Raw genomic sequence first — 21,429 nt, 5'->3', positions numbered from 1 at the left:
TCACCGGCCCAGCCATCCGCCGTCGACGGGGAGGATGGTGCCGTGGATGTAGTTGGCGGCGTCGGAGGCGAGGAAGACGGTGGCGCCGGCGAGGTCGTCGGCGTTGCCCCAGCGGGCGGCGGGGATGCGGTCCAGGATCGCTTTGCTGCGGGCCGGGTCGTCCTGGAGGGCCTGGGTGTTGTCGGTGGCGATGTAGCCGGGTGCGAGGGCGTTGACGTTGACGCCGTGCGGTGCCCATTCGTTGGCCAGCGCCTTGGTGAGCCCGGCGATGCCGTGCTTGGCGGCGGTGTAGCCGGGCACGGTGATGCCGCCCTGGAAGCTGAGGAGGGAGGCCGTGAAGATGATCTTCCCTTGGCCGCGGGCCACCATGGATGCGCCGAGGGCGCGGGCCAGGGTGAACTGGGCGCTCAGGTTGACTTGGAGGACGAGGTCCCAGTCGGTGTCGGTGTGTTGGGCCGCGGGGGCGCGGCGGATGGTGCCTGCGTTGTTGACCAGGATGTCCACCGCACGCTTGCGCCCGGCGAGGTCCGCGCCCAGCGCCCGCACGGCCTGGGGGTCGGCGAAGTCGGTGCGGATCGCCTCGAACGAGCGGCCCGCGGCGGTCACCTCCTTCTCGACCGCGCTGCCGGACGGCTCCAGGTTGGCGCTCACGCCGATGACATCCGCGCCGGCCTCGGCGAGGGCGCGGGCCATGGCCCTCCCGATGCCGCGCCGGGCGCCGGTGACCACGGCGAGCCGTCCGGTGAGGTCGAAGGCGTTCATACGGCAGCCCCCTGGGTCTCGTCGGTGTCGGTGGTGCAGTCCACCAGGATCTTCATCACGTCGCCGCCGCCCTCCAGGGCTTCGAAGGCGGCCGGTGCCTGGGTGAGCGGCACGACCTTGCTGATCAGCCGGTCAGCCGGGATGGTCCCGTCGGCCACCAAGGTCACGGCCTTCTCGAAGTCACTGCGCTCGTACAACCGGGCCCCGACCAGGGTGAGTTCGCGCCAGAAGAAGCGGTGCAGGTTCACCTCGCGCGGGCCGCGAGTGGATCGCGACGAGACACAGCCGGCCGCGCACCCCGAGCACCTCGACCGCGCTGTCCACACCTGCCGCCGCCCCCGACACCTCGAAAGCGACGTCCGCGCCCGCCTCGCCGGTCCAGTCCCGGACGAGTGCGGGAAGGTCCTCGGCGGCCGGGTCCCACACCGCAAGCCCCAACTCCTGGGCCAGCAGACGCCGGTGGGCGCTCAGCTCCACCACCCGCACATCCGCCCCCGCCGCCCGGGCGACCAGGGCGATCAGGACGCCGACCGGTCCGCCGCCGACCACAACGACGTGCTCGCCCTCGCGCACCCCGGCCCGGCCCACATCGTGCACCGCCACCGCGGTGGGCTCCACGAGCGCGGCCCGCTCCAGCGGGAGCGAGGCGGGCAGCCGTATCAGGGTGGCGGCGGGCACGGTCCAGCGCTGCTGCATCGCGCCGGGGGAGTCGATGCCGATGAAGTCCAGGTGCTGGCAGATGTGCTGGTGTCCGTTGCGGCAGGCCGGGCAGGTGTCGTCCCAGCGCAGCGGCATCACGGTGACCGCGTCACCCGCCTGCCAGTCCAAGACGCCCGGCCCAACCCGGACCACACGCCCGGACATCTCGTGCCCCAGGACCGCCGGCGCGGACACCCGGGCGTCCATGTCACCGTGGAAGATGTGCAGATCGGTGCCGCAGATACCGACATAGGCGGGAGCCAGCTCCACCTCACCAGGTCCCGGCGGTGCGCTGGAGGCCGGTGCGGTGTCGAGGGTGCGGGCGGACAGATAGCGGACGGCGAGTGTCACGGGGCAGAGTCCTTTCGGCGCAGACCGGGGGCGGACACCGAGGGCTCGGCATCCGTGGCGATGTGTGCTGCGCGGTTCGGCACGATGTTCGGTGGGGTGTGATCAGCTCGTTCCGGCCGTCGTGTCTCCCTGTGCGGCGACGGGCGCAAGGCCGTAGAACGCGGTGGCGGCACCATCACGTGGGCTGCCTCGACGGGCAGGGCGCGCAGGACGCGGGCGCCGTGACCCGGCTCGGCCAGGGATTCGAGGATGCCCGGATGCAGCAGTCCGGTCAGGAGCACGGGAGTGTCCTCTCCTTCTTGTCGGGCGGCGGGCGGACGGCTCCCGGCGTACGGCGGCCGTCAGACACGGGCGGACCAGACGGGGCCGTCGGGGTAGGCGTACTCCTTGAGGGAGTCCGTGTGCATCTGCGCGCTGAGTCCCGGCGCGGTCGGTGCGAGGTAGTGGCCGTCGGCGATGCGCACCGGGTCGACGAAGTGCTCGTGCAGGTGGTCGACGTACTCGATGACGCGGTCCTCGATGGTGCCGGAGACGGCGACGTAGTCGAACATCGACAGGTGCTGGACCATCTCGCACAGGCCCACCCCTCCGGCGTGCGGGCAGACCGGCACGCCGAACTTGGCGGCGAGCAGCAGGATCGCGATGTTCTCGTTGACGCCGCCAACCCGGGCGGAGTCGATCTGCACGATGTCGACCGCGCCGGCCTGGAGGAGCTGCTTGAAGACGACCCGGTTGGCGATGTGCTCGCCCGTGGCGACCTTGATGGGGCTGACGGCGCTGCGTATCGCGGCGTGGCCGAGGATGTCGTCGGGGGAGGTGGGTTCCTCGATCCAGTACGGGTCGTAGGGGGCCAGGGCGCGCATCCAGTCGATGGCGGGCCGGACGTCCCATCTCTGGTTGGCGTCCACGGCGATGCGGACCTGGTGGCCGACCGTCTCGCGTGCGGTGCGCATGCGCCGTACGTCGTCCTCCAGGGAGGCGCCGACTTTCAGCTTGATCTGGGTGAAGCCGTCCGCGACGGCTTCACGGGCCAGGCGGGCCAGTTTCTCGTCGGAGTAGCCGAGCCAGCCGGGGGTGGTGGTGTAGGCCGGGTAGCCGCGTTCGAGCAGCCGGTCGATGCGCCGGTCACGGCCGGGTTCGGCGCGGCGCAGGATCTCCAGGGCCTCCTCGGGGGTGAGGGCGTCGCTGAGCCAGCGGAAGTCGACCTGGGCGACCAGTTCCTCGGGGGTCATCTCGCCGAGGAAGCGCCACACCGGCTTGCCCGCGCGCTTGGCGGCCAGGTCCCAGGCGGCGTTGACCACGGCCCCGACGGCCATGTGGATGGCCCCCTTCTCCGGGCCCAGCCAGCGCAGTTGCGGGTCGTGGACCAGGGAGCGGGAGAACGCGCCGAGGTCTGCGCAGACCGTCTCGACCGGGAGGCCGACCACGTGCGGGGCGAGGGCCGCGACGGCGGCGGCCTGGACATCGTTGCCGCGGCCGGTGGTGAAGGCGAGGGCATGGCCCTCCAGTCCGTCGCCGGCGTCGGTGCGCAGGACGACGTATGCGGCGGAGTAGTCCGGTTCGGGGTTCATCGCGTCCGACCCGTCCAGGTGCTCGGACGTCGGGAAGCGCACGTCGAGGACGTCCAGGGCGATGATGCGGGCGGATGCGGGCACGGAGGAGGACATGGCGGCAACTCCTGTGGAGCAGGCGGGGCACACGGACCCACTGCGGCGGAAGGGTGGGGCGGCGGCGGAAGGCCAGGGGGCTTCGGCCGCGCGGGTCAGTCCTGGACCTTGCCGCCCGTGATGCGGGAGATGGCGAGGGCGACCAGGATGATCAGGCCGTTGAGGGCGCCGATCCACTGCGCGGGTACACCGCCCAGGGTGAGCACGTTCTGGATCAGGAAGAGCAGCAGGATGCCGCAGAACGCCCCGAACATGGTGCCCTTGCCGCCGTTGAGGCTGATCCCGCCGATGACGGCGGCGGCGAAGACGGTGAAGATGTAGCCGTTTCCCTGGGCCGAGGCGACGGAGGCCAGCCGTCCGGAGAGCATCAGTCCGGCGAGCGCGGCGAGCACGCTGCCGGTGACGAGGACGATCCACAGCACCCGGTCGGTCCGGATGCCGGCCGCCTTCGCCGCGTCGACATTGCCTCCGATGGCGTACAGGGAGCGGCCGAAGCTGGTCCAGCCGAGCACCACGATCGCGGCGGCGAACAGCACCAGGCAGATCCAGATGGAGGCGGGCATGCCGAGCCATTCGGCGGTGCCGAGGTAGAGCATCGACTCCGGCAGCTGGAAGAACGTCTGGCCGCCGGAGATGCCCGTGAGGACGCCGCGCAGCACGATCAGCATGCCGAGCGTGACGATGAAGCCGTTGAGGCCGAAGCGGATGATCAGCAGCGCGTTGAGTACGCCGACGACCGCGCCCACGGCGAGCGTGACGGGGATCGACCAGGCGCCGGGCAGCAGTCCCAGACCGTGTCCCGCGCCGGTCGGCACCACCAGCCAGGCCGCCACCCCGGGCGCGAGGCCCATCGTCGACTCCAGGGACAGGTCCATCTTCCTGACGATCAGGATCATCGTCTGGGCGAGGACCAGCAGGGCCATCTCGGACATGGTCTGCAGGACGTTGACGAGGTTGTCCGTCCGGAGGAAGACCGGGTTGACTATCTGGCCGACGATCGCGATGACCACGATGGCGGGGACGAGCGCGAGGTCGCGCAGCCGGGCCAGGGGTATCCGGCCACCGAGCAGCGTGGTCCGCCTCGCCTCGGGTTTCGTGGGGGCGGCGGTGTCCGCGAGGACGGTTTCAGGCATTGAGGTCCACTCCTTCCATCGCGGCCACGAGGTCGTGGTCGTGCCAGCCGCGGGCGATCTCGGAGGTCACCCGGCCCTGGAACATCACCAGGACCCGGTCGCACATGCGCAGGTCGTCGAGTTCGTCGGAGGCGATGAGCACTCCGGTGCCGGTCCGGGCGGTCTCCTCGACCTTGCCGAGGAGGAATTCCTTGGAGCGCACGTCCACCCCCGCGGTCGGGTTGATCAGGACCAGCAGACGCGGGTCGTTGGCCAGGGCGCGGGCCATGACGACCTTCTGCTGATTGCCTCCGGACAGGTCGGAGACGGGCAGTTCGGGGCCGGGGGTCTTGATCGCCAGGTACTCGATCATGCCCTTGGCGATCCGGTCGCGGCGGCTGCGGCTGAGGAACCCGTTCGGGCCGAGGCGCTCGGGCACGGACAGGGTGGCGTTGTCCGCGACGGACATGCCGGGGACGAAGCCCTGGTGGTGCCGGTCCTGGGGGACGAACCCGGCGCCGGCGGCGAGCGCGGCGGGCACGCTGCCCGGCCGGGGCCGGCGCCCGGCGATCTCCACCTGGCCCGCGGCTGCCGCCCGCAGCCCCACGACCGTCTCGGCGACCTCGGTGCGACCGCTGCCGGCGGCGCCCGCGAGGCCGACGATCTCACCGGCACCCACCTGGAAGCCGACGTCGTCGTAGACCTCGCCCCGCAGGCCACGCACACGCAGTGCGGGCCCGGCGCCGGGGACGAGGGTGGCGGCCCGTTCCCCTTGCCGGTCGGCCGCCGCCTCACCGGTCATGGCGGCGACGAGGTCGGAGCGGGGCAGTTCGGCGACCGGCGCCGTGACGATGTGCCGGGCGTCGCGGAAGACCGTCACCATGTCGCAGATCTCGTAGACCTCCTGGAGGTGGTGACTGATGAACAGGAACGTCACGCCCTGCCGTTGCAGGTCGCGGATGCGGTCGAAGAGCCGGTTGATCGCCGCCCCGTCGAGCTGGGCGGTCGGCTCGTCGAGGATGATGAAGCGCGCGCCGAAGGACAGTGCCCGGGCGATCTCCACGAACTGCCTTTGTTCGACGCTCAGTTCGCCCGCGAGGGTGTTCGGGTCGACGTCCACCGACCAGGTCGCCAGCAAGTCCCGGGCGCGGCGCCGGGTGGCCTGCCAGCTGATGAGCCGGCCCGGCCCGCGGTCGTGCCGGTGCAGGAAGAGGTTCTCGGCCACGGTCAGCGTCGGGATGATCGTCGACTTCTGGTAGACGCAGGCCACGCGCTGCCGCCAGGCGTTGCGGTCGGCGGGCCGGGGAGCGGGTCGGCCGCCGAAGGCGACGGTGCCCTCGTCGGGGGACTGCAGGCCGGTGAGGACCGACACCAGGGTCGACTTCCCGGCTCCGTTGCGGCCGACGAGCGCGTGTGTCTCCCCCGGCCTGATGACGATCCGGGCGCCGTCCAGGGCCACCGTCGGACCGAATCGTTTGACGATGCCCGTCGCCTCCACGACGGGCGGACCCGTCGGGATCCGTCCGTCGCCCGCCGGGGCGGGCGCGGGAGGAACTGCTCGCTGCCCGTCGCTCATCTCCACCGCCTTGTTCTCGTGAGCCGTTGCCCGCACGTGCGGCGATCAGCCGAGGTTGTTGCCCCAGAGCGACTTGTCGTCGCTCCTGACGCTGGGCACGCCGCCGTAGGTGCCGCCGTCGGCCGTGACCAGCGGGGCGGAGAGCTGGTCCTCCAGCAGTCCGTCGCGGACCTGGATGATGGTGCTGCCGTGGTCGGTCCTGCCGGGCTTGAACGTCTTTCCGTCGATCGCGGCCTTGAGGTAGTACAGGGCGTACTTGGCGTAGAGGTCGGCGGGCTGGGAGACCGTGGCGTCGATCTTCCCCGCCGCGATGTCCTTGAGTTCCTCGGGGATGCCGTCGTTGGACACGACGAAGACGTGCTTGCTGTCCTCGGGCCCGACCAGCAGGCCCTTCTGCTTGAGGACCTGGAGCGTGCCGGACAGGGCGAAGCTGGACTGCATGTAGACGCCCCTGATGTCCGGGTGGGCGGTCAGGTCGGTCTGCAGCTTCTGCGCGGCGACGGCCCCGTCCCAGTTGGTGGCCTCGCCGAGCACCTTGATGCCGGGGTAGTGCTTCTTCATGCAGTCGTTGAACGCCTCGGTGCGGTCACGGCCGTTGATGGAGTCGAGACCGCCCTCCAGCATCACGACCTTGCCCTTGCCGCCGAGCTTGGTACCGAGGTACTGGCACGCCTTCTCGCCGTAGGCGCGGTTGTCGGCGCGCACCACCATGAAGACCTTGCCGCTGTCCGGGCGGGTGTCCACGGTGACGACCGGGATCTTCTTCGCCTCCAGCTGCGCCAGGGTCGGCGCGACGGCGGCGGTGTCCTGCGGGGCCATCGCGATGCCCTTGACGCCCTGGCTGATGAACGTCTGGGCGTTGGCGGTGAGTTTGGCGACGTCGTTCTGCGAGTTGGTGGTCTTGAGGGAGAGGCCGAGCTGCTTGCCGTACTCGGGCGTGTACTTGATGTAGGAGTTCCAGAAGTCCGTGTCGGAGCGCGGGTAGTCGACGCCGACCAGCGGCGCGCCACCCGACGACGCCGACGTGGTGGAGCCGCTGTCGCACGCGCTGAGCAGCGCCAGTGCGGACAGGGCGGCGACGGCGGAACAGAAGGCGGTGCTCAGTCTCATCGGTCTCATCGGTGCTTCCTCGCGCCGGTCCCGTAGCGGGAGATGTTGCGCCTGGACGACATCCGTGTATCGCCGCGCAGTAGAGATGGGATGTTTATAGAGGCGTTCGAAGATCACGTCCAGACCTCGGCGCAACATCGCGGAACAAGGACCGTTTTACGATTGTTTGTCCTCTAGAGGTCACACCTTGAGAGCAAGATCCATCCCATCAATCAGCAACTTTCATCTCTGTACCTGGTTGACACGCCAGGGCGGTATGGCCGACCTTCATGCCTGGCCCTGCATTCCCCCCAGTCCCCTCCGCCCCCAGGGATGTGTCATGTCGAGCTCCACGTTCGGTACCGGTGTCGCCCAAGCCGCGCCCACCGTGTACACACCCGACTGGAGCTCGGTGGACCAGCACCCGCCGGCTCCGGAGTGGTTCCAGGACGCCAAGTTCGGGATCTACTTCCACTGGGGCGTCTTCAGCGTCCCCGCCCACGGCAACGAGTGGTACCCACGCACCATGTACGAGAGCGGGGACAGCGCCAACCAGCACCACCTCGCGACCTACGGCTCGCCCTCGGCATGGCCGTACCACAACTTCATCGACGGGGCGCGTAACCTGGCGGGCGACTTCGTGCAGTTCGCGCCGAGACTGAAGTCGGCGGGCGGGAACTTCGACCCCGACGAGTGGGCGCAGCTGTTCGTCGACGCGGGCGCCAGGTTCGCCGGCCCCGTCGCCGAGCACCATGACGGCTTCTCCATGTGGGACAGCCAGGTCAACGAGTGGAACTCGGTGGACAAGGGGCCGGGGCTGAACCTGCTGCGGCTGTTCTCCACGGCGATCCGCGCCAAGGGCCTGAAGCTGCTGGTCGCCATGCACCACGCCTACCACTACAACGGCTTCTACGAGTTCGCCCCCGCCCAGACCGACCCCAGCCTCAAGAAGCTCTACGGCCAGCTGGACAGGACGCAGCAGGACCAGCTCTGGTACGACAAGCTGAAGGAGGTCATCGACCGGGCGCAGCCCGACATCCTGTGGCAGGACTTCAAGTTGGACGCGGTCGACGAGCGGCAGCGCCTCGACTTCCTTTCCTACTACTACAACCAGGCCGGCGCCTGGGGCCGCGAGGTCGTCGCCACGTACAAGGACGGCATGAACGGCAAGGGCGAGGTCTTCGACTACGAGCGCGGCGGCCCGGCCGACCTCACCAGCCCGTACTGGCTCACCGACGACAGCATCTCCAGCTCCAGCTGGTGCTACACGCAGGGCATCGGCTACTACACCGTCCAGCAGATGCTGCACTCGTTCCTCGACCGGGTCAGCAAGAACGGCACCGTGCTGCTGAACATCGCGCCGATGGCCGACGGCACCATTCCCCAGGCGCAGAAGGACATTCTCCTCGGCATGGGCGACCACCTCAGGCGCTTCGGCGAGTCGGTGTACTCGACCCGCGCCTGGACGGTGTACGGCGAGGGCCCCACGAAGATGGGCGGCGGCGCCTTCACCAACCCGACGGCCGGCACCGCGCAGGACATCCGCTTCACCCGCAACAAGGCCGGCAACGTCCTGTACGCCACCGTCCTGGGCTGGCCCGGCAGCTCACTGACGATCAAGACGCTCGGCTCGGACCGGATCGACCTCTCCTCGCTGACCACCGTGCAGCTCCTCGGCTCCACCGCCGGCACCTACATCGACCTGCCCACGCCGGCCCAGAACTCCTCCGGTCTCACGGTCGCCCTGCCGTCCTCGGCGCCGTACAGCGCGGACGCCTACGCGTTGAAGCTCACCTTCTCCGGCGCCATCCCCTGAATACGGCCCCTCGTCGGCGCCGTCGCCTTCACGAACGTCGGCTGCACCGGAACCTCCGCCCTGTACGGCACCCGGAACACCTCCTCCCTTCGCCCGGCCCCCGGCTACCAGGTGATCGGCCACTCCGGCGACAACTGCACCGGCACCTCCTCAAGGCGGGGGGCGGCCGCCTGGAACGGCGGCACCAATCGGCGCCGTACCGGTCGAGGCGCCGTCGGGCGGAAGGGGATCTACGCTGGAAGCAGCCGCTGGAAACCAGCCCTGAGGGGCACGGCTGTCCGGACGGAGGCGTCGGGATGGACATGGCCGACGAGAAGGATGCCCCTGCTGCCGCGCTCGTGGTGGGTGCGGACGGCCTGGTGAGCGGCTGGAGCGAGAGCGGTCGGCTGCTGCTGGGCTGGACGGCGGAGGACACCGTCGGCCGCCCGGTGACCGATCTGCTGGCCGCTCCCCCGCCACCGGGCTTCCCCGACAGCTTCGCCGCCGCTCCGGATCACACGAGTCCCGTCCCCCTGCGCCACCGGGACGGTTCCACGGTGGACGCCGTGGTGACGGCTCACCCGCTGGGCGGCACGCAGGGCCGGGCGCTGGGTCATGTGGTGACGCTCCAGCGCTGGGAACGTCGCCCGGTGATCGCCGACCAAGCCTTCGAGCAGAGTCCCTTCGCTCTGGGGGTCTACGACCCCGAGCTGCGGTTCCTGTGGATCAACGCCTCCTCGGGCCGGGTGATCGCGCACTCCGAGGAGCAGGTGCTCGGCAGGAAGTACCGCGAGGTGCTTCCCGAGTTCGACCGCTCACTGTTTCCCGAACGGGACGACAAGCCCTACACCGACGCCCTCGCCGAGGTGGCGAGGACGGGCGAGCCCACACGTCTGATCACCGTCTTCCGCCCGCGCGGCAGCGACTACGCCAACGCCTGGGCCACCAGCATCTGGCCCGTACGGGATGCCGAGGGCAGGGTCCGCGCGGTCGCCAACTGGGGATTCGACATGAGCGCCGAGTACTGGGCCCGGCAACGCCTGCTCATCCTCAACGAGGCCAGCAGCGGTATCGGACGGACACTCGACGTGGTCGGCACCGCCCAGGAACTGGCGGGCACCTCGGTGGCGGGATTCACCGACGTCGTCACCGTGGACCTCTTCGACGAGGTGCTGCGCGGGGAGGAACCGCCCTCCCCGGCGACGTTCGCTCCCGGCGACACCCTCACGCTCCGCCGGGCCGCCCGGCACAGTGCGCGGGAGGGCATCGACCGGCGTGCGGGGCCGGCGATGCCGGTCAGCCATGCTCCGGAGTCCGTCGCCGCCCGCTGCATGATCACCGGCCGGTCCGCGGTCCAGCTCGCCGCCGAACCCAGCCAGGGCGGGGAATGGGCCTTCGGGCCCGGACTCGCCGCCGACCCGGCCCACTGGCCGCCGGGGAACCCGTTGATCGACGGGTCCCTCGCCGCGGACGGGCTGACCGGCCGGATCACCGTGCCCCTCCGGGCCCGCGGCGCGCTGCTCGGCGTCGTCGTGTTCTCCCGCAGCGACCGCCCTGAGGCCTTCACCGCCGACGACCTGATGCTCGCCGAGGAGCTGACCGCCAAGGCGGCCATCGCCATCGACAACGCCCGCCGGTACTCACGCGAGCGTGCGACGGCCCTGACCCTGCAACGCAGCCTGCTGCCGCAGCGACTGCCGAACCAGGAGGCGCTCGAGGTGGCGTCCCGCTATCTGCCCACCGGGGCCGCCGCGGAGGTGGGCGGTGACTGGTTCGATGTCATTCCGCTCTCCGGCGCCCGGGTCGGCCTGGTCGTCGGCGATGTGGTCGGCCACGGGCTGCACGCCTCGGCCAGCATGGGCCGGCTGCGCACGGCGGTCCGCACACTGGCCGACGTCGACCTGCCGCCGGACGAACTGCTCACCCACCTGGACGACCTGGTCCTCCACCTTGCCAGCGACCTCCAGCCCGCCGGGCCCTTCCAGCCGACCGGTGAGTTCGGGGCCACCTGCCTGTACACCGTCTACGACCCGGTCTCCCGCCGCTTCACGCTGGCGAGCGCCGGCCATCCGCTGCCGCTGGTCATCTCCCCGGACGGCACCCAGACCCCGGTGCCCGCCCAACCGGGGCCCCCGCTCGGCGTCGGTGGGCTGCCGTTCGAGGCGACGGAGATCGAGCTGGCCGAGGGCAGCCTGCTCGCCCTCTACACCGACGGGCTGGTGGAGAGCCGCGAGCGTGACGTCAACCAGGGGGTCACCGAACTGCTACGGGTGCTGAACCAGTCCGCCACCTCACTGGAGGACCTCTGCGACACGGTGACGAACGCCGTGCTCCCCGAGCGCCGTACCGACGACGCCGCCCTGCTGCTCGCACGCACGCACGCGCTGAATCCCCGGCACGTGGCCGACTGGGAGATCGAGCCCGACCCCGCGCAGGTGCCGCGCGCCAGGAAGTTCACCCTCGACCAACTGGACGCCTGGGGCCTGGAGGAGGCCGCGTTCGTCACCGAACTCGTCGTCAGCGAGCTGGTCACCAACGCCATCCGGTACGGGGCGCCCCCGATCAGGCTGCGGCTGATCCGTGACACCTCCCTGATCTGCGAGGTCTCCGACGCCAGCAACACCGCCCCGCACCTGCGCCGGGCGCGCGCCTTCGACGAGGGCGGCCGGGGTCTGCTCCTCGTCGCCCAGCTCACCCAGGGGTGGGGCACCCGGCACACCACGTACGGAAAAACGATCTGGTGCGCACAGTCCCTCCCCTGATCCCTGGCCGCGACGGGACACCACGACCTGACCGCCCCCGCCTCATCGCATCGGTCAACCCCCCGTGACCGCACACGCGGTGCCGTTGAGAGTGAAGGAACCCGGCGCGGCCGTGTTGCCGGTGTGCACGGCCTGGAAGCCGATGCCCACGGACGCGCCGGGTGCGATGGTGGCGTTGTGGGCGAGGTTCCTGGCCGTCACCTGGCCCGAGGCGGGCGAGTAGTCCGCGTTCCAGCCGGAGGTGATGGCCTGGCCGGCGGGCAGGGTGAAGACCAGGGACCAGCCGTCGATCGCGGTGGTGCCGGTGTTGGTGAGTGTGATGTTGGAGGTCAGACCGTTGTTCCAGGCGCTGACGGTGTCGGTGACCCGGCAGGTGGCCGTTCCCGGCGGCGGGTCTGAGGTCTGGAACTGCGTGAAGAACTTCCACACCTCTGCGGGCAGCCAGGTCCGGCCGCTGTCGCCGGGCGCCCCGTCCTGCGGAGCGGCGATGTGCCCTTCGTCGAACGCGGCCCAGGCGACCGGATGTCCCGCGGAGCAGCCCGCGTAGGTGGTGATCCGGTGCGTGAGGCTGCCCTGTGCGGGCTCGGGCGGGTTCTGGGCGGTGCAGCCGTTGTTCCTGACGAACCTGTCCCGCATCGCCCGTCCGCCGGAGATGCCGAGGACGTTGTCCCGCAGGCCGTGCACTCCGAGGTAGGCGATGGGCTGGGTGCCGCCGTCGCATCCGCTGAGCTGCCCGCCGCTCTGGACCGCGACCGCACGGAAGACCGTTGCCCGCGAGCACGCGAGGGCGTACGACATGGCGGCGCCGTAGCTGAATCCCAGGGCGAAGCGCTGGGTCGTGTCGACGCACAGGTCCGTCTCGATGCGCCGGAGCATGTCGTCGACGAAGGTGACGTCCTCGCCGCCGGAGTTGGCCCAGCCGTTGTCGAGGCCTTGGGGCGCCACGAAGACGGTGCTGTTGTTCGCCAGCCGCTGGAGCCCGTAGTAGGCCCAGGTGCCCGTTTCCACGGTGCGGCCCGTGGCGACGTCGGTCGAGGTGCCGCCCCACCAGTGGAATCCGAGGACCAGCCGGTAGGCGCGGGTACGGTCGTAGCCGTCCGGGACCCGCAGAATGAAGCTCCGGTTCTTGCCTCCGCTCTGGATGGTGTACGTACCGCTCGTCAGGCCGGGTGCCTTGCCGCAGCCGGGGCTGGCGGCAGCGGTGCGCAGGGGTGCGGCTGCCGTGCCGGAGGCCGTGGCCCGGCTGCCGGCGCCCTGGCCGGCGGCCAGCGCCGTGCCGCCCATGCTGAGCACGAGCAGCACCGCGACCATCGCGGGCCATAAGAGGGACCTGGTCCTTGTCATCGTGCAACTCCCTTCTGCGGGGCGGGCGTGAACTGCCACCAGTTCATGTTGAGGAGGTAGCCGCTGCCTCCGGTGAACCGCAGGTAGAGGTCCTGGGTTCCGGTCGCCCCGTTCACCGGGCAGGTCACCGTCGTCCAGGTCTGCCAGCCCCCGGTGCCCGGCACCCCGCACCGGCCAACGACGGTCCCGCTCGGCGAGCCGAGGCGCAGTTCGACGGTGCCGCCGCCGCTGCCGGAGGCCACGCGCCCGGTGAAGGAGGAAGCGCCCGCCCCGAAGGCCACGCCCTTGACCTTGATGTAGTCGCCGTTCTCGATCCAGCCGACGTTCATCCCGCCCTCGGTGGACGGTTCGGTCTCGATCCCGGAGCCCCAGGCGATGGTCTCGGCCTCCTGGCGTACGTACGGGTTGAGCGTGCCGGCCTGGGGGGCGCCCGAGTTCGTCATGTTGATCGTCGGGATCGTGCCGTCGGCGTTGTAGGAGAACCTCTCCACCGCGACCGAGCGGGTGAAGCCGCCGCCGCCCGGGAGCGCGCCGTTGTGGTAGAAGAAGTACGAACTGCCCTTGAAGTCCACGATTCCGGGGTGGTTGGTGAAGCTGCTGCCCTGGGTGGGCATGACCGTCCCGCGGTAGGTCCAGGGCCCGGTCGGGCCGGGCGCCGTGGAGTAGGCGATGAACTCCGAGCAGCACTTGGCCGCGAACACCAGGTAGTACAGACCGTTCCGTTTGTAGACCCAGGGGCCCTCCTCGTACAGCGTGGGGCGGTTGGGGTCACCGGTGCGGGTGCCGAACCCCGCGGTGGTGAGCGGGATCCTGGTGGGGCTGCCCGCGTAGGAGGTCATGTCGGCGTTGAGCCTGACGTACGTCAGGTTCGGGTTGCCCCAGTAGAGGTAGGCCTGACCGTCGTCGTCGATGAAGACGGTCGGGTCGATCTCGCCGTTCTCCACCAGCGGACGGCCCAGGGCGTCCCGGAACGGTCCGGTGGGGCTGTCCGACACCGCGACGCCGATGGCCATCCGGCCGGTCGCCCGGTTCTTCACGGGCACGTACCAGTAGAACCGGCCGTTGCGTTCGACGGTCTGTCCCGCCCACGCGTCGGCGGACGCCCAGCTGAAGGTGGTCAGGCCGAGCGGGGAGCCGTGGTCGGTCCAGTTGACCATGTCGGCGGAGGACCAGACCCGCCAGTCCTTCATGGTGAAGTAGGTGGAGCCGTCCTCGTCGTGCCCGGTGTAGAGGTAGACGCGGCCGTCATGGACCAGCGGGGCCGGGTCGGCGGTGTAGACGTGCTGGACGATGGGGTTGTCGGCCCGGGCCGTGGTGGGCTGCACCGCGGCGGGGACGACGGTGAGCACGAGGAGCAGACCCACCACCCAGGCCGCTGCCCGGGTGAGCCTCGTGCCGGCGGGGGGTGACGGTCGAGCCGTCGTCATCGTGGCCTCCGGGGGACGCTGGCTGGTGGACGGGCTGCCGGCCGGTGCTCGGTGCCCCTCATGTGCGGGTCCACTTCTGGTTGGCCTGGCCGTTGCAGGTCCACAGGACCAGCGGGGTTCCGTTGGCGGTGGCGGCCCCGTTGACGTCGAGGCACAGCCCGGCGCGGGTGTTGCGGATCGTCCCGTCGGAGCCGACGGTCCACTTCTGGTTGTCCTGGCCGTTGCAGGGCCAGGTGATGACCCGGGTGCCGTTGGTGGTGCCCTGGTTGTAGGCGTCCAGGCACTTGTCGCCGTAGACGCGGATCTCCCCGCCGGCCCACGTGGTCCACAGCTGGTTGGCGGCCGTGTGGCAGTCCCAGATCAGTGCCGTGGCCCCGGCGGCGGTGGAGGCGTTGTCCACGTCCACGCAGCGGCCGGAGCCGTTGCCGCGCAGTCGTGAGGTGGTGGCGGCCAGCGGGCTGCCACCGCTCACCCGGAACACGGCCACGCCGTGCGCGGGCACGCTCGCCGAGATCTGCCCGGACGTGCTCGACGTGCCACCGGTCCACAGGTCGGTGAGGGTGAACGGCCCCCCGGACAGGCCGACTTGCGCGGCCGTGGTGCTGACCGTCGCGGTGCCTCCGCCCCGGTTGAACAGACCGACCGCGACCGAGCCGTCGGACAGCGGCTTGGCGAACACCTCGGTGTCGCCGTCGTCGCGCACCCTGCGCCCGCCCGCGCCCAGCGCGTCCTGGTTCACCGCGAGCAGCCGCGGGTTGCGCAGGATCGCGCTCACGTCGGCGGACATGGTGCGGATGTCGTTGCCGGCCATGAGCGGTGCGCTCAGCAAAGACCACAGGGCGAAGTGCGAGCGGGACTCGGTCAGGGACAGCCCCGGGCGGCCGACGACCAGCATGTCGGGGTCGTTCCAGTGGCCCGGGCCGGACTGTGCCGCCAGCGGCGCGGTGATGTCCAGGACGTTGCCGACGCCCATCGGATAGCTGTTGGTGTTGCCGTTCTGCCAGATGTCGAGCAGGTCCTCGGTGGTCCGCCACAGGTCGGCGACCTCGCCCCAGTTGTACGTGGCGCCGGTGATGGCGTGGAAGCTGTTGGGGTTGATGCTGTACACGATCGGCCGCCCGGTGGCACGCAGGGCGTCTCGCATCAGCGTGAACCGCGCGACCTGTTCGTCGCGGGTACCGCTCGACGAACACCAGTCGTACTTGAGGTAGTCGACGCCCCACGAGGCGAACGTGGCGGCGTCCTGGGCCTCGTGTCCTCTGCTGCCGGTCGAACCCGGATAGGCACCGCTGGTCTGCGCGCAGGTGCGGTCGCCCGGCACCTGGTAGATGCCGAACTTCAGGCCCTTGCCGTGGATGTAGTCCCCCAGGGCCTTCATCCCGCTCGGGAACTTGGTCGGACTGGCCCGCAGGTTGCCCGCCCCGTCACGCTGCGGGTCGAACCAGCAGTCGTCGACCACGACGTACCGGTAGCCGGCGTCCCGCATGCCCGAGGACACCATCGCGTCGGCGGCCTGCCGGACCTGCGTCTCGGTCACCCCGCATCCGAAGCTGTTCCAGCTGTTCCAGCCGAGCGGTGGAGTGAGCGCCGGGCTGCCGGGCGCGGCCGTGGCGGTGGTCTGGGCCGCGGCCGTGACGGACGCGGCGACCGTCAGGACGGTGGCCGCCAGGACACGAAGCAGTTGTCTGCCCGTTCGTCTGGGCACGGTGGATTCCTTTCGGTGCGGGTGCTGCGGTGGTCGGCATGCCGACGTCAGACAGTGGATGACTGGAGCGCACTCATCGATCTATGGCAGGTACATGACAGTTCGCTGTATTCGAAATTTCGACTCCTTTCCGGACGTTCGCCGCCACGGATACTAGGGAGGTTGCTGAGGTTGTCAACCGCCCCAGTCGTGCCGAATTTCCCCCGATGCGGCTTCATCAGGTCGCCAGATGGCGAAACATTTCGGTGCTCGCGACGAATCATGCGAGACATATTGACGGGAGCTCTCCACCACCTACGATCCAGGGTGTCCCCCGCTCGACCATCGTTCGCAATTTCGAACAGGGGTTTGATATGTCATGCTCTCATCAATCCATGGGCCGCCGACAGGCGCTGGCCGCCGGCGCCGGCCTGGTCACCGGCGCCTTCCTGCCCCTGACCGGATCCCCCAGGACCGCCGCGGCCGCCACAGCCGCCGCGACCTACACGAACCCGGTCATCTGGCAGGACTTCGCGGACATCGACGTCATCCGCGTCGGCGACACCTACTACGCCTCGGCCTCGACGATGCACTACTCGCCCGGAGCGCCCGTCCTGCGCTCCTACGACCTGGTGAACTGGGAGATCGCCGGCCACTCGGTGCCCGTCCTCGACTTCGGCGCCAAGTACGACCTGAACGGCGCACGCGGCTACGTCCGGGGCATCTGGGCCTCGTCGCTGGCCTACCGCCCGAGCAACAGGACCTTCTACTGGCTCGGCCAGATCGACTTCGCCAGGACGTACGTGTACACCGCCGCCGCCGTCGAGGGGCCGTGGAACCGGCTCACCACGATCAGCACCCCGTACTACGACGCGGGACTGCTCGTCGACACCGACGACACGCTGTACGTGGCGTACGGGAACACCACCATCAGCGTGGCCCAGCTCTCGCCCGACGGGCGCACCCAGGTCCGCACCCAGCAGGTCTTCACCACACCGTCGAGCGTCGGGACCCTGGAGGGCTCCCGCTTCTACAAGATCAACGGGCAGTACTACATCTTCCTGACCCGCCCCGCGAACGGCCAGTACATCCTGAAGTCGTCGAGCGGCCCCTTCGGCCCCTACACCATGCGGCAGGTCCTCCTCGACCTGCGCGGGCCGATCCCCGGCGGCGGGGTCCCGCACCAGGGCGGACTCGTCCAGACCCAGGGCGGCGCCTGGTACTACATGGCCTTCGTCGACGCCTACCCCGGCGGCCGGATGCCCGCCCTGGCACCGGTCACGTGGACCGCGGACGGCTGGCCCGTCGTCCAACTCGTGAACGGCGCGTGGGGCACGTCCTATCCCAGCCCCGCAGTGCCCACCCCACCACGCCAGGTCACCCCGATGACCGGCGTCGACACCTTCGACGGTACGAGCCTCAAGCCGAGGTGGGAGTGGAACCACAACCCGGACAACACCAAGTGGTCCGTCGACAACGGACTGACCCTGCGGACCGCGACCGTCACCAACGACCTGTACTGGGCCCGCAACACCCTCACGCACCGCATCCAGGGGCCCACCTCCACCGCAACCGTCCAGCTCGACTTCTCGGCGATGCGGGACGGCGACCGGGCCGGACTCGCGCTGCTGCGTGACTCCTCCGCATGGATCGGCGTCAAGCGCGAGGGCGGCGCGACCCGGGTGGCCATGGTCAACGGCCTGACCATGGACGGCAACTGGAACACCACCGGCACCGGCACCGAGGCCGCGAGCGCACCCGTCTCCGGCGGCCGCCTCTGGCTGCGCGCGAACGCGGACATCCGCCCCGGCTCGGCACGCCCCGGCACCTTTTCCTACAGCACCGACGGCACGAACTTCACCCGCCTCGGCCCCACCTTCTCGATGGGCAACGACTGGCGGTTCTTCATGGGCTACCGCTTCGCCCTCTTCAACCACGCCACCCAGGCGCTCGGCGGCTCGGTCCGCGTCCTGCGCTTCGAGCTGTCGACACCCTGACCCGATCCCTTCGACCGCACCACCCAACCCCCCGCACACCGTAGAGGAGAACCATGAACCCGCTCACGCGGCTCGGCCGTCGCCGAGCCTCGGCGTTAGCCCTGCTGGCCGTCGGCGCCCTGGTGACGCCGACGGCCGCGACCGCCGCCCCCGACGCACCGGACGCGGTCCTGGCCTCCACGCTGGGAGCCCAAGCGGCCCAGTCCGGACGGTACTTCGGCACCGCGGTGGCCGCCGGAAGGCTGGGTGACGGCACGTACACCGGCATCCTGGACCGGGAGTTCAACTCGGTCACCCCGGAGAACGAGATGAAGTGGGACACCGTCGAGCGCTCCCGTGGCTCGTTCAACTTCGGTCCCGGCGACCAGATCGTCAACCGCGCGGCGTCCCACGGCCAGCGCATGCGCGGCCACACGCTCGTGTGGCACAGCCAACTGCCCGGCTGGGTCAGCTCCATCAGGGACGCGGGCACCCTGCGCAGCGTCATGAACAACCACATCACCCAGGTGATGAACCACTACAAGGGCAGGATCTACGCCTGGGACGTGGTCAACGAGGCCTTCGCCGACGGCGGCAGCGGCCAGATGCGCAGCTCCGTCTTCCGGGACGTGCTGGGCACCGGATTCATCGAGGAGGCCTTCCGCACTGCGCGGGCGGCCGACCCGTCGGCCAAGCTCTGCTACAACGACTACAACATCGAGAACTGGAACGACGCCAAGACCCAGGGCGTCTACCGCATGGTCCGCGACTTCAGGTCCCGGGGCGTCCCCATCGACTGCGTCGGCCTCCAGTCCCACTTCGGCACCGGCGGGCCGCCGTCGAGCTTCCAGACGACGCTGTCGAGCTTCGCCGCGCTCGGCGTGGACGTCCAGATCACCGAGCTCGACATCGCGCAGGCGCCGCCGACCGCGTACGCGAACACGGTGCGGGCCTGCATGAACGTGGCACGCTGCACCGGCATCACCGTCTGGGGCATCCGCGACAGCGACTCCTGGCGCAGCGGGGAGAACCCGCTGCTGTTCGACCGGAACGGGAACAAGAAGGCCGCCTACCAGTCGACGCTCACGGCGTTGGGCGGAAGTGCGGCGGCCCAGCGCACGGCCCTCTCCTCGCCCCGGTCCGCCGCGGCGCTCCCCTCCTCCTTCCGCTGGAGTTCGAGCGGCGCCCTGATCGCGCCGAAGCCGGACTCGACGCACAACATCGCGGGGATCAAGGACCCGTCGGTCGTCTACTACAACGGCAAGTACCACGTGTTCGCGAGCACCGCGAACTCCGCCGGGTACAACCTGGTGTACCTGAGCTTCTCCGACTGGTCCCAGGCCGGCTCGGCCACCCACCACTACCTGGACCGCACCGCCATCGGCACCGGCTACCGGGCCGCGCCCCAGGTCTTCTACAACGCGCCGCAACGCCTGTGGTACCTCGTCTACCAGACCGGCAACGCGTCGTACTCGACCAATCCCGACATCAGCAACCCCAACGGGTGGAGCGCCCCGAAGAACTTCTACTCGTCGATGCCGGACATCATCCGGCAGAACATCGGCAACGGTTACTGGGTCGACATGTGGGTGATCTGCGACAGCGCCAACTGCTATCTGTTCTCCTCCGACGACAACGGACACCTGTACCGCTCCCGGACGAGCGTCGGCCAGTTCCCCAACGGGTTCACCGACACCGTCATCGCGGCCCAGGACTCCAAGTACGCGATGTTCGAGGCGAGCAACGTCTACAAGGTGCAGGGCAGCAACCAGTACCTGCTCCTCGTCGAGGCCATCGGCTCGGACGGCCGGCGCTACTTCCGCTCCTGGACCTCCAGCAGCCTCGCCGGCTCCTGGTCACCTCTGGCCGCGTCCGAGAGCAACCCGTTCGCCAAGTCGGGCAACGTGACGTTCCCCTCCGGTGCCTGGACCCGCGACATCAGTCACGGCGAGATGATCCGCGCGGGCTACGACCAGACACTCACGATCCCCGCCTGCCGGCTCCAGTACCTGTACCAGGGCAAGGACCCCAACGCCGGCGGTGACTACAACAGCCTCCCGTGGCGGCTGGGCCTGCTCACCCAGACCAACTCGACCTGCTGACCGCGTACCGGTGATGATCCCTCCCGTCGGGGTCATCACCGGCACGGGTCCGGTCAGCCGTTGGCCAGGAGCTCAAGCGTGTCGATCACACGGTTGGAGAAGCCCCACTCGTTGTCGTACCAGGCGACGACCTTCACATGGCGGCCCTCCACCCGGGTGAGCGCCGAGTCGAAGATCGACGAGGCGGGGTTGCCCGTGATGTCCGAGGAGACCAGCGGGTCCTCCGAGTACTCGAGGACGCCCTTGAGGCGTCCCTCGGCGGCGGTGCGGTAGGCGGCGAGCACGTCCTCGCGGGTCACGTCGCGGGCGACGGTCGTGTTGAGCTCGACGATGGAGCCGACCGGCACCGGGACGCGGATCGAGTCGCCGGACAGCTTGCCGTCCAGGTTCGGCAGCACGAGGCCGATCGCCTTGGCGGCACCGGTCGTGGTCGGCACGATGTTGACCCCGGCGGCCCGGGCGCGGCGGGCGTCGCGGTGCGGGCCGTCCTGGAGGTTCTGCTCCTGGGTGTAGGCGTGCACCGTGGTCATGAAGCCGTGCTCGATCCCTGCGAGTTCGTCGAGGACCGACGCCAGCGGGGCGAGCGCGTTGGTGGTGCACGACGCGTTGGAGACGACCGTGTGCACGTCCGCGTCGTAGGCCTCGGTGTTGACCCCGTACGCGAGCGTGACGTCGGCGCCGTCCGAGGGCGCGCTGACGAGGACCTTCTTCGCGCCCGCGTCGAGATGGGCGCGGGCGGCCTTGGCCGAGGTGAACCGGCCCGTGGCCTCCAGCACGATGTCGACGCCGAGTTCGGCCCAGGGCAGCTGCGCCGGCTCGCGCTCGGCGAGCACGGCGATGCGACGGCCGTCGACGACCAAGGTGTTCCCGTCGACGGTCACCGGGCGGCCGAGGCGGCCGGCCGTGCTGTCGAAGGCGAGCAGCCTGGCGAGGGTGGCGGGCTCGGTGAGGTCGTTGACGGCGACGACCTCCAGGGCGCTGTCGCGTTCGAGGAGCGCGCGCAGCACATTGCGTCCGATACGGCCGAATCCGTTGATGGCGATGCGAGTCATGAATGGTGTCCCTTCCCTGTGCCCACCAGGC

Annotated in this window: 12 protein-coding genes and 2 pseudogenes; 4 read left to right on the top strand and 10 right to left on the bottom strand. The window is 70.1% G+C overall.

Going from position 1 to position 21,429, the window contains the following annotated elements; genetic code table 11:
* The 6 genes and pseudogenes from M2163_RS42890 to M2163_RS42865 all read right to left on the bottom strand — a co-directional run bounded on the left by M2163_RS42890 (position 1) and on the right by M2163_RS42865 (position 7,277).
* On the bottom strand, positions 1-762 hold the full coding sequence (locus tag M2163_RS42890; RefSeq protein ID WP_280847452.1) for an SDR family oxidoreductase: 762 nt from the start codon (positions 760-762) through the stop codon (positions 1-3).
* Positions 759-1,812, bottom strand: a pseudogene (locus tag M2163_RS42885) (alcohol dehydrogenase catalytic domain-containing protein). Before M2163_RS42885 ends, M2163_RS42890 begins: the two are co-directional and overlap by 4 nt.
* Before the next feature lie 341 nt (positions 1,813-2,153).
* The gene (locus tag M2163_RS42880) at positions 2,154-3,479 is read right to left on the bottom strand and encodes an enolase C-terminal domain-like protein (RefSeq protein WP_280896747.1); all 1,326 of its coding nucleotides are present in this window, start codon (positions 3,477-3,479) and stop codon (positions 2,154-2,156) included.
* Between the two features lie 95 nt (positions 3,480-3,574).
* A complete protein-coding gene (locus M2163_RS42875; protein ID WP_280847455.1) occupies positions 3,575-4,612 on the bottom strand; it encodes an ABC transporter permease in 1,038 nt (345 codons plus the stop codon).
* Complete coding sequence (locus M2163_RS42870) at positions 4,605-6,167, bottom strand: sugar ABC transporter ATP-binding protein (protein WP_280896746.1); 1,563 nt, start codon at positions 6,165-6,167, stop codon at positions 4,605-4,607. Before M2163_RS42870 ends, M2163_RS42875 begins: the two co-directional genes overlap by 8 nt.
* 45 nt (positions 6,168-6,212) lie before the next feature.
* Complete coding sequence (locus tag M2163_RS42865) at positions 6,213-7,277, bottom strand: sugar ABC transporter substrate-binding protein (RefSeq protein ID WP_280853999.1); 1,065 nt, start codon at positions 7,275-7,277, stop codon at positions 6,213-6,215.
* Between the two features lie 319 nt (positions 7,278-7,596).
* On the opposite strand from M2163_RS42865, the pseudogene M2163_RS42860 reads away from it, so the two are divergent.
* Positions 7,597-9,222: pseudogene (locus tag M2163_RS42860) on the top strand (alpha-L-fucosidase); the annotation flags it as partial.
* Positions 9,223-9,368: 146 nt separating this feature from the next.
* The gene (locus tag M2163_RS42855) at positions 9,369-11,813 is read left to right on the top strand and encodes a SpoIIE family protein phosphatase (protein WP_280896745.1); all 2,445 of its coding nucleotides are present in this window, start codon (positions 9,369-9,371) and stop codon (positions 11,811-11,813) included.
* 54 nt (positions 11,814-11,867) lie between these two features.
* On the opposite strand, the gene M2163_RS42850 is transcribed toward M2163_RS42855, so the two are convergent.
* From M2163_RS42850 to M2163_RS42840, 3 genes are read right to left on the bottom strand one after another with little or no spacing between them, the layout of a single operon-like run.
* On the bottom strand, positions 11,868-13,124 hold the full coding sequence (locus tag M2163_RS42850; RefSeq protein ID WP_280896744.1) for a cellulose binding domain-containing protein: 1,257 nt from the start codon (positions 13,122-13,124) through the stop codon (positions 11,868-11,870).
* Positions 13,125-13,153: 29 nt separating this feature from the next.
* On the bottom strand, positions 13,154-14,584 hold the full coding sequence (locus M2163_RS42845; protein WP_280896743.1) for a glycoside hydrolase family 43 protein: 1,431 nt from the start codon (positions 14,582-14,584) through the stop codon (positions 13,154-13,156).
* A gap of 58 nt (positions 14,585-14,642) precedes the next feature.
* Positions 14,643-16,289, bottom strand: coding sequence for an RICIN domain-containing protein (locus tag M2163_RS42840; protein WP_280896742.1), 1,647 nt, complete (start codon positions 16,287-16,289; stop codon positions 14,643-14,645).
* A 374-nt stretch (positions 16,290-16,663) separates the two neighbouring features.
* Between M2163_RS42840 and M2163_RS42835 the strand changes: the two genes are divergently transcribed.
* Positions 16,664-18,265 (top strand): glycoside hydrolase 43 family protein, encoded by a 1,602-nt coding sequence (locus tag M2163_RS42835; RefSeq protein WP_280896741.1) that lies wholly within the window; start codon positions 16,664-16,666, stop codon positions 18,263-18,265.
* A 53-nt stretch (positions 18,266-18,318) separates the two neighbouring features.
* A complete protein-coding gene (locus tag M2163_RS42830; RefSeq protein WP_280896740.1) occupies positions 18,319-20,346 on the top strand; it encodes a non-reducing end alpha-L-arabinofuranosidase family hydrolase in 2,028 nt (675 codons plus the stop codon).
* A gap of 53 nt (positions 20,347-20,399) precedes the next feature.
* Here M2163_RS42830 and gap read toward each other — a convergent pair whose 3' ends face one another.
* Entirely contained in the window at positions 20,400-21,398 is a 999-nt protein-coding gene (gene gap, locus M2163_RS42825) for a type I glyceraldehyde-3-phosphate dehydrogenase (RefSeq protein ID WP_280847463.1), read from the bottom strand.
* Positions 21,399-21,429 lie beyond the last annotated feature (31 nt).

The organism is Streptomyces sp. SAI-135, from assembly GCF_029893805.1.
GTDB lineage: Bacteria > Actinomycetota > Actinomycetes > Streptomycetales > Streptomycetaceae > Streptomyces.
The sequence above is the reverse complement of the archived record's forward strand: the minus strand, read 5'-3'. Positions and strand labels throughout refer to the sequence as shown.

Excerpts from the sequence above, each read along its gene's own strand:
- M2163_RS42855 (WP_280896745.1), top strand. The coding sequence starts at position 9,369 with ATGGACATGGCCGACGAGAAGGATGCCCCTGCTGCCGCGCTCGTGGTG.
- M2163_RS42850 (WP_280896744.1), bottom strand. The coding sequence starts at position 13,124 with ATGGTCGCGGTGCTGCTCGTGCTCAGCATGGGCGGCACGGCGCTGGCC.
- gap (WP_280847463.1), bottom strand. The coding sequence starts at position 21,398 with ATGACTCGCATCGCCATCAACGGATTCGGCCGTATCGGACGCAATGTG.
- M2163_RS42835 (WP_280896741.1), top strand. The coding sequence starts at position 16,664 with ATGGGCCGCCGACAGGCGCTGGCCGCCGGCGCCGGCCTGGTCACCGGC.
- M2163_RS42880 (WP_280896747.1), bottom strand. The coding sequence starts at position 3,479 with ATGTCCTCCTCCGTGCCCGCATCCGCCCGCATCATCGCCCTGGACGTC.
- M2163_RS42870 (WP_280896746.1), bottom strand. The coding sequence starts at position 6,167 with ATGAGCGACGGGCAGCGAGCAGTTCCTCCCGCGCCCGCCCCGGCGGGC.
- M2163_RS42875 (WP_280847455.1), bottom strand. The coding sequence starts at position 4,612 with ATGCCTGAAACCGTCCTCGCGGACACCGCCGCCCCCACGAAACCCGAG.
- M2163_RS42865 (WP_280853999.1), bottom strand. The coding sequence starts at position 7,277 with ATGAGACTGAGCACCGCCTTCTGTTCCGCCGTCGCCGCCCTGTCCGCA.
- M2163_RS42845 (WP_280896743.1), bottom strand. The coding sequence starts at position 14,584 with ATGACGACGGCTCGACCGTCACCCCCCGCCGGCACGAGGCTCACCCGG.
- M2163_RS42830 (WP_280896740.1), top strand. The coding sequence starts at position 18,319 with ATGAACCCGCTCACGCGGCTCGGCCGTCGCCGAGCCTCGGCGTTAGCC.
- M2163_RS42890 (WP_280847452.1), bottom strand. The coding sequence starts at position 762 with ATGAACGCCTTCGACCTCACCGGACGGCTCGCCGTGGTCACCGGCGCC.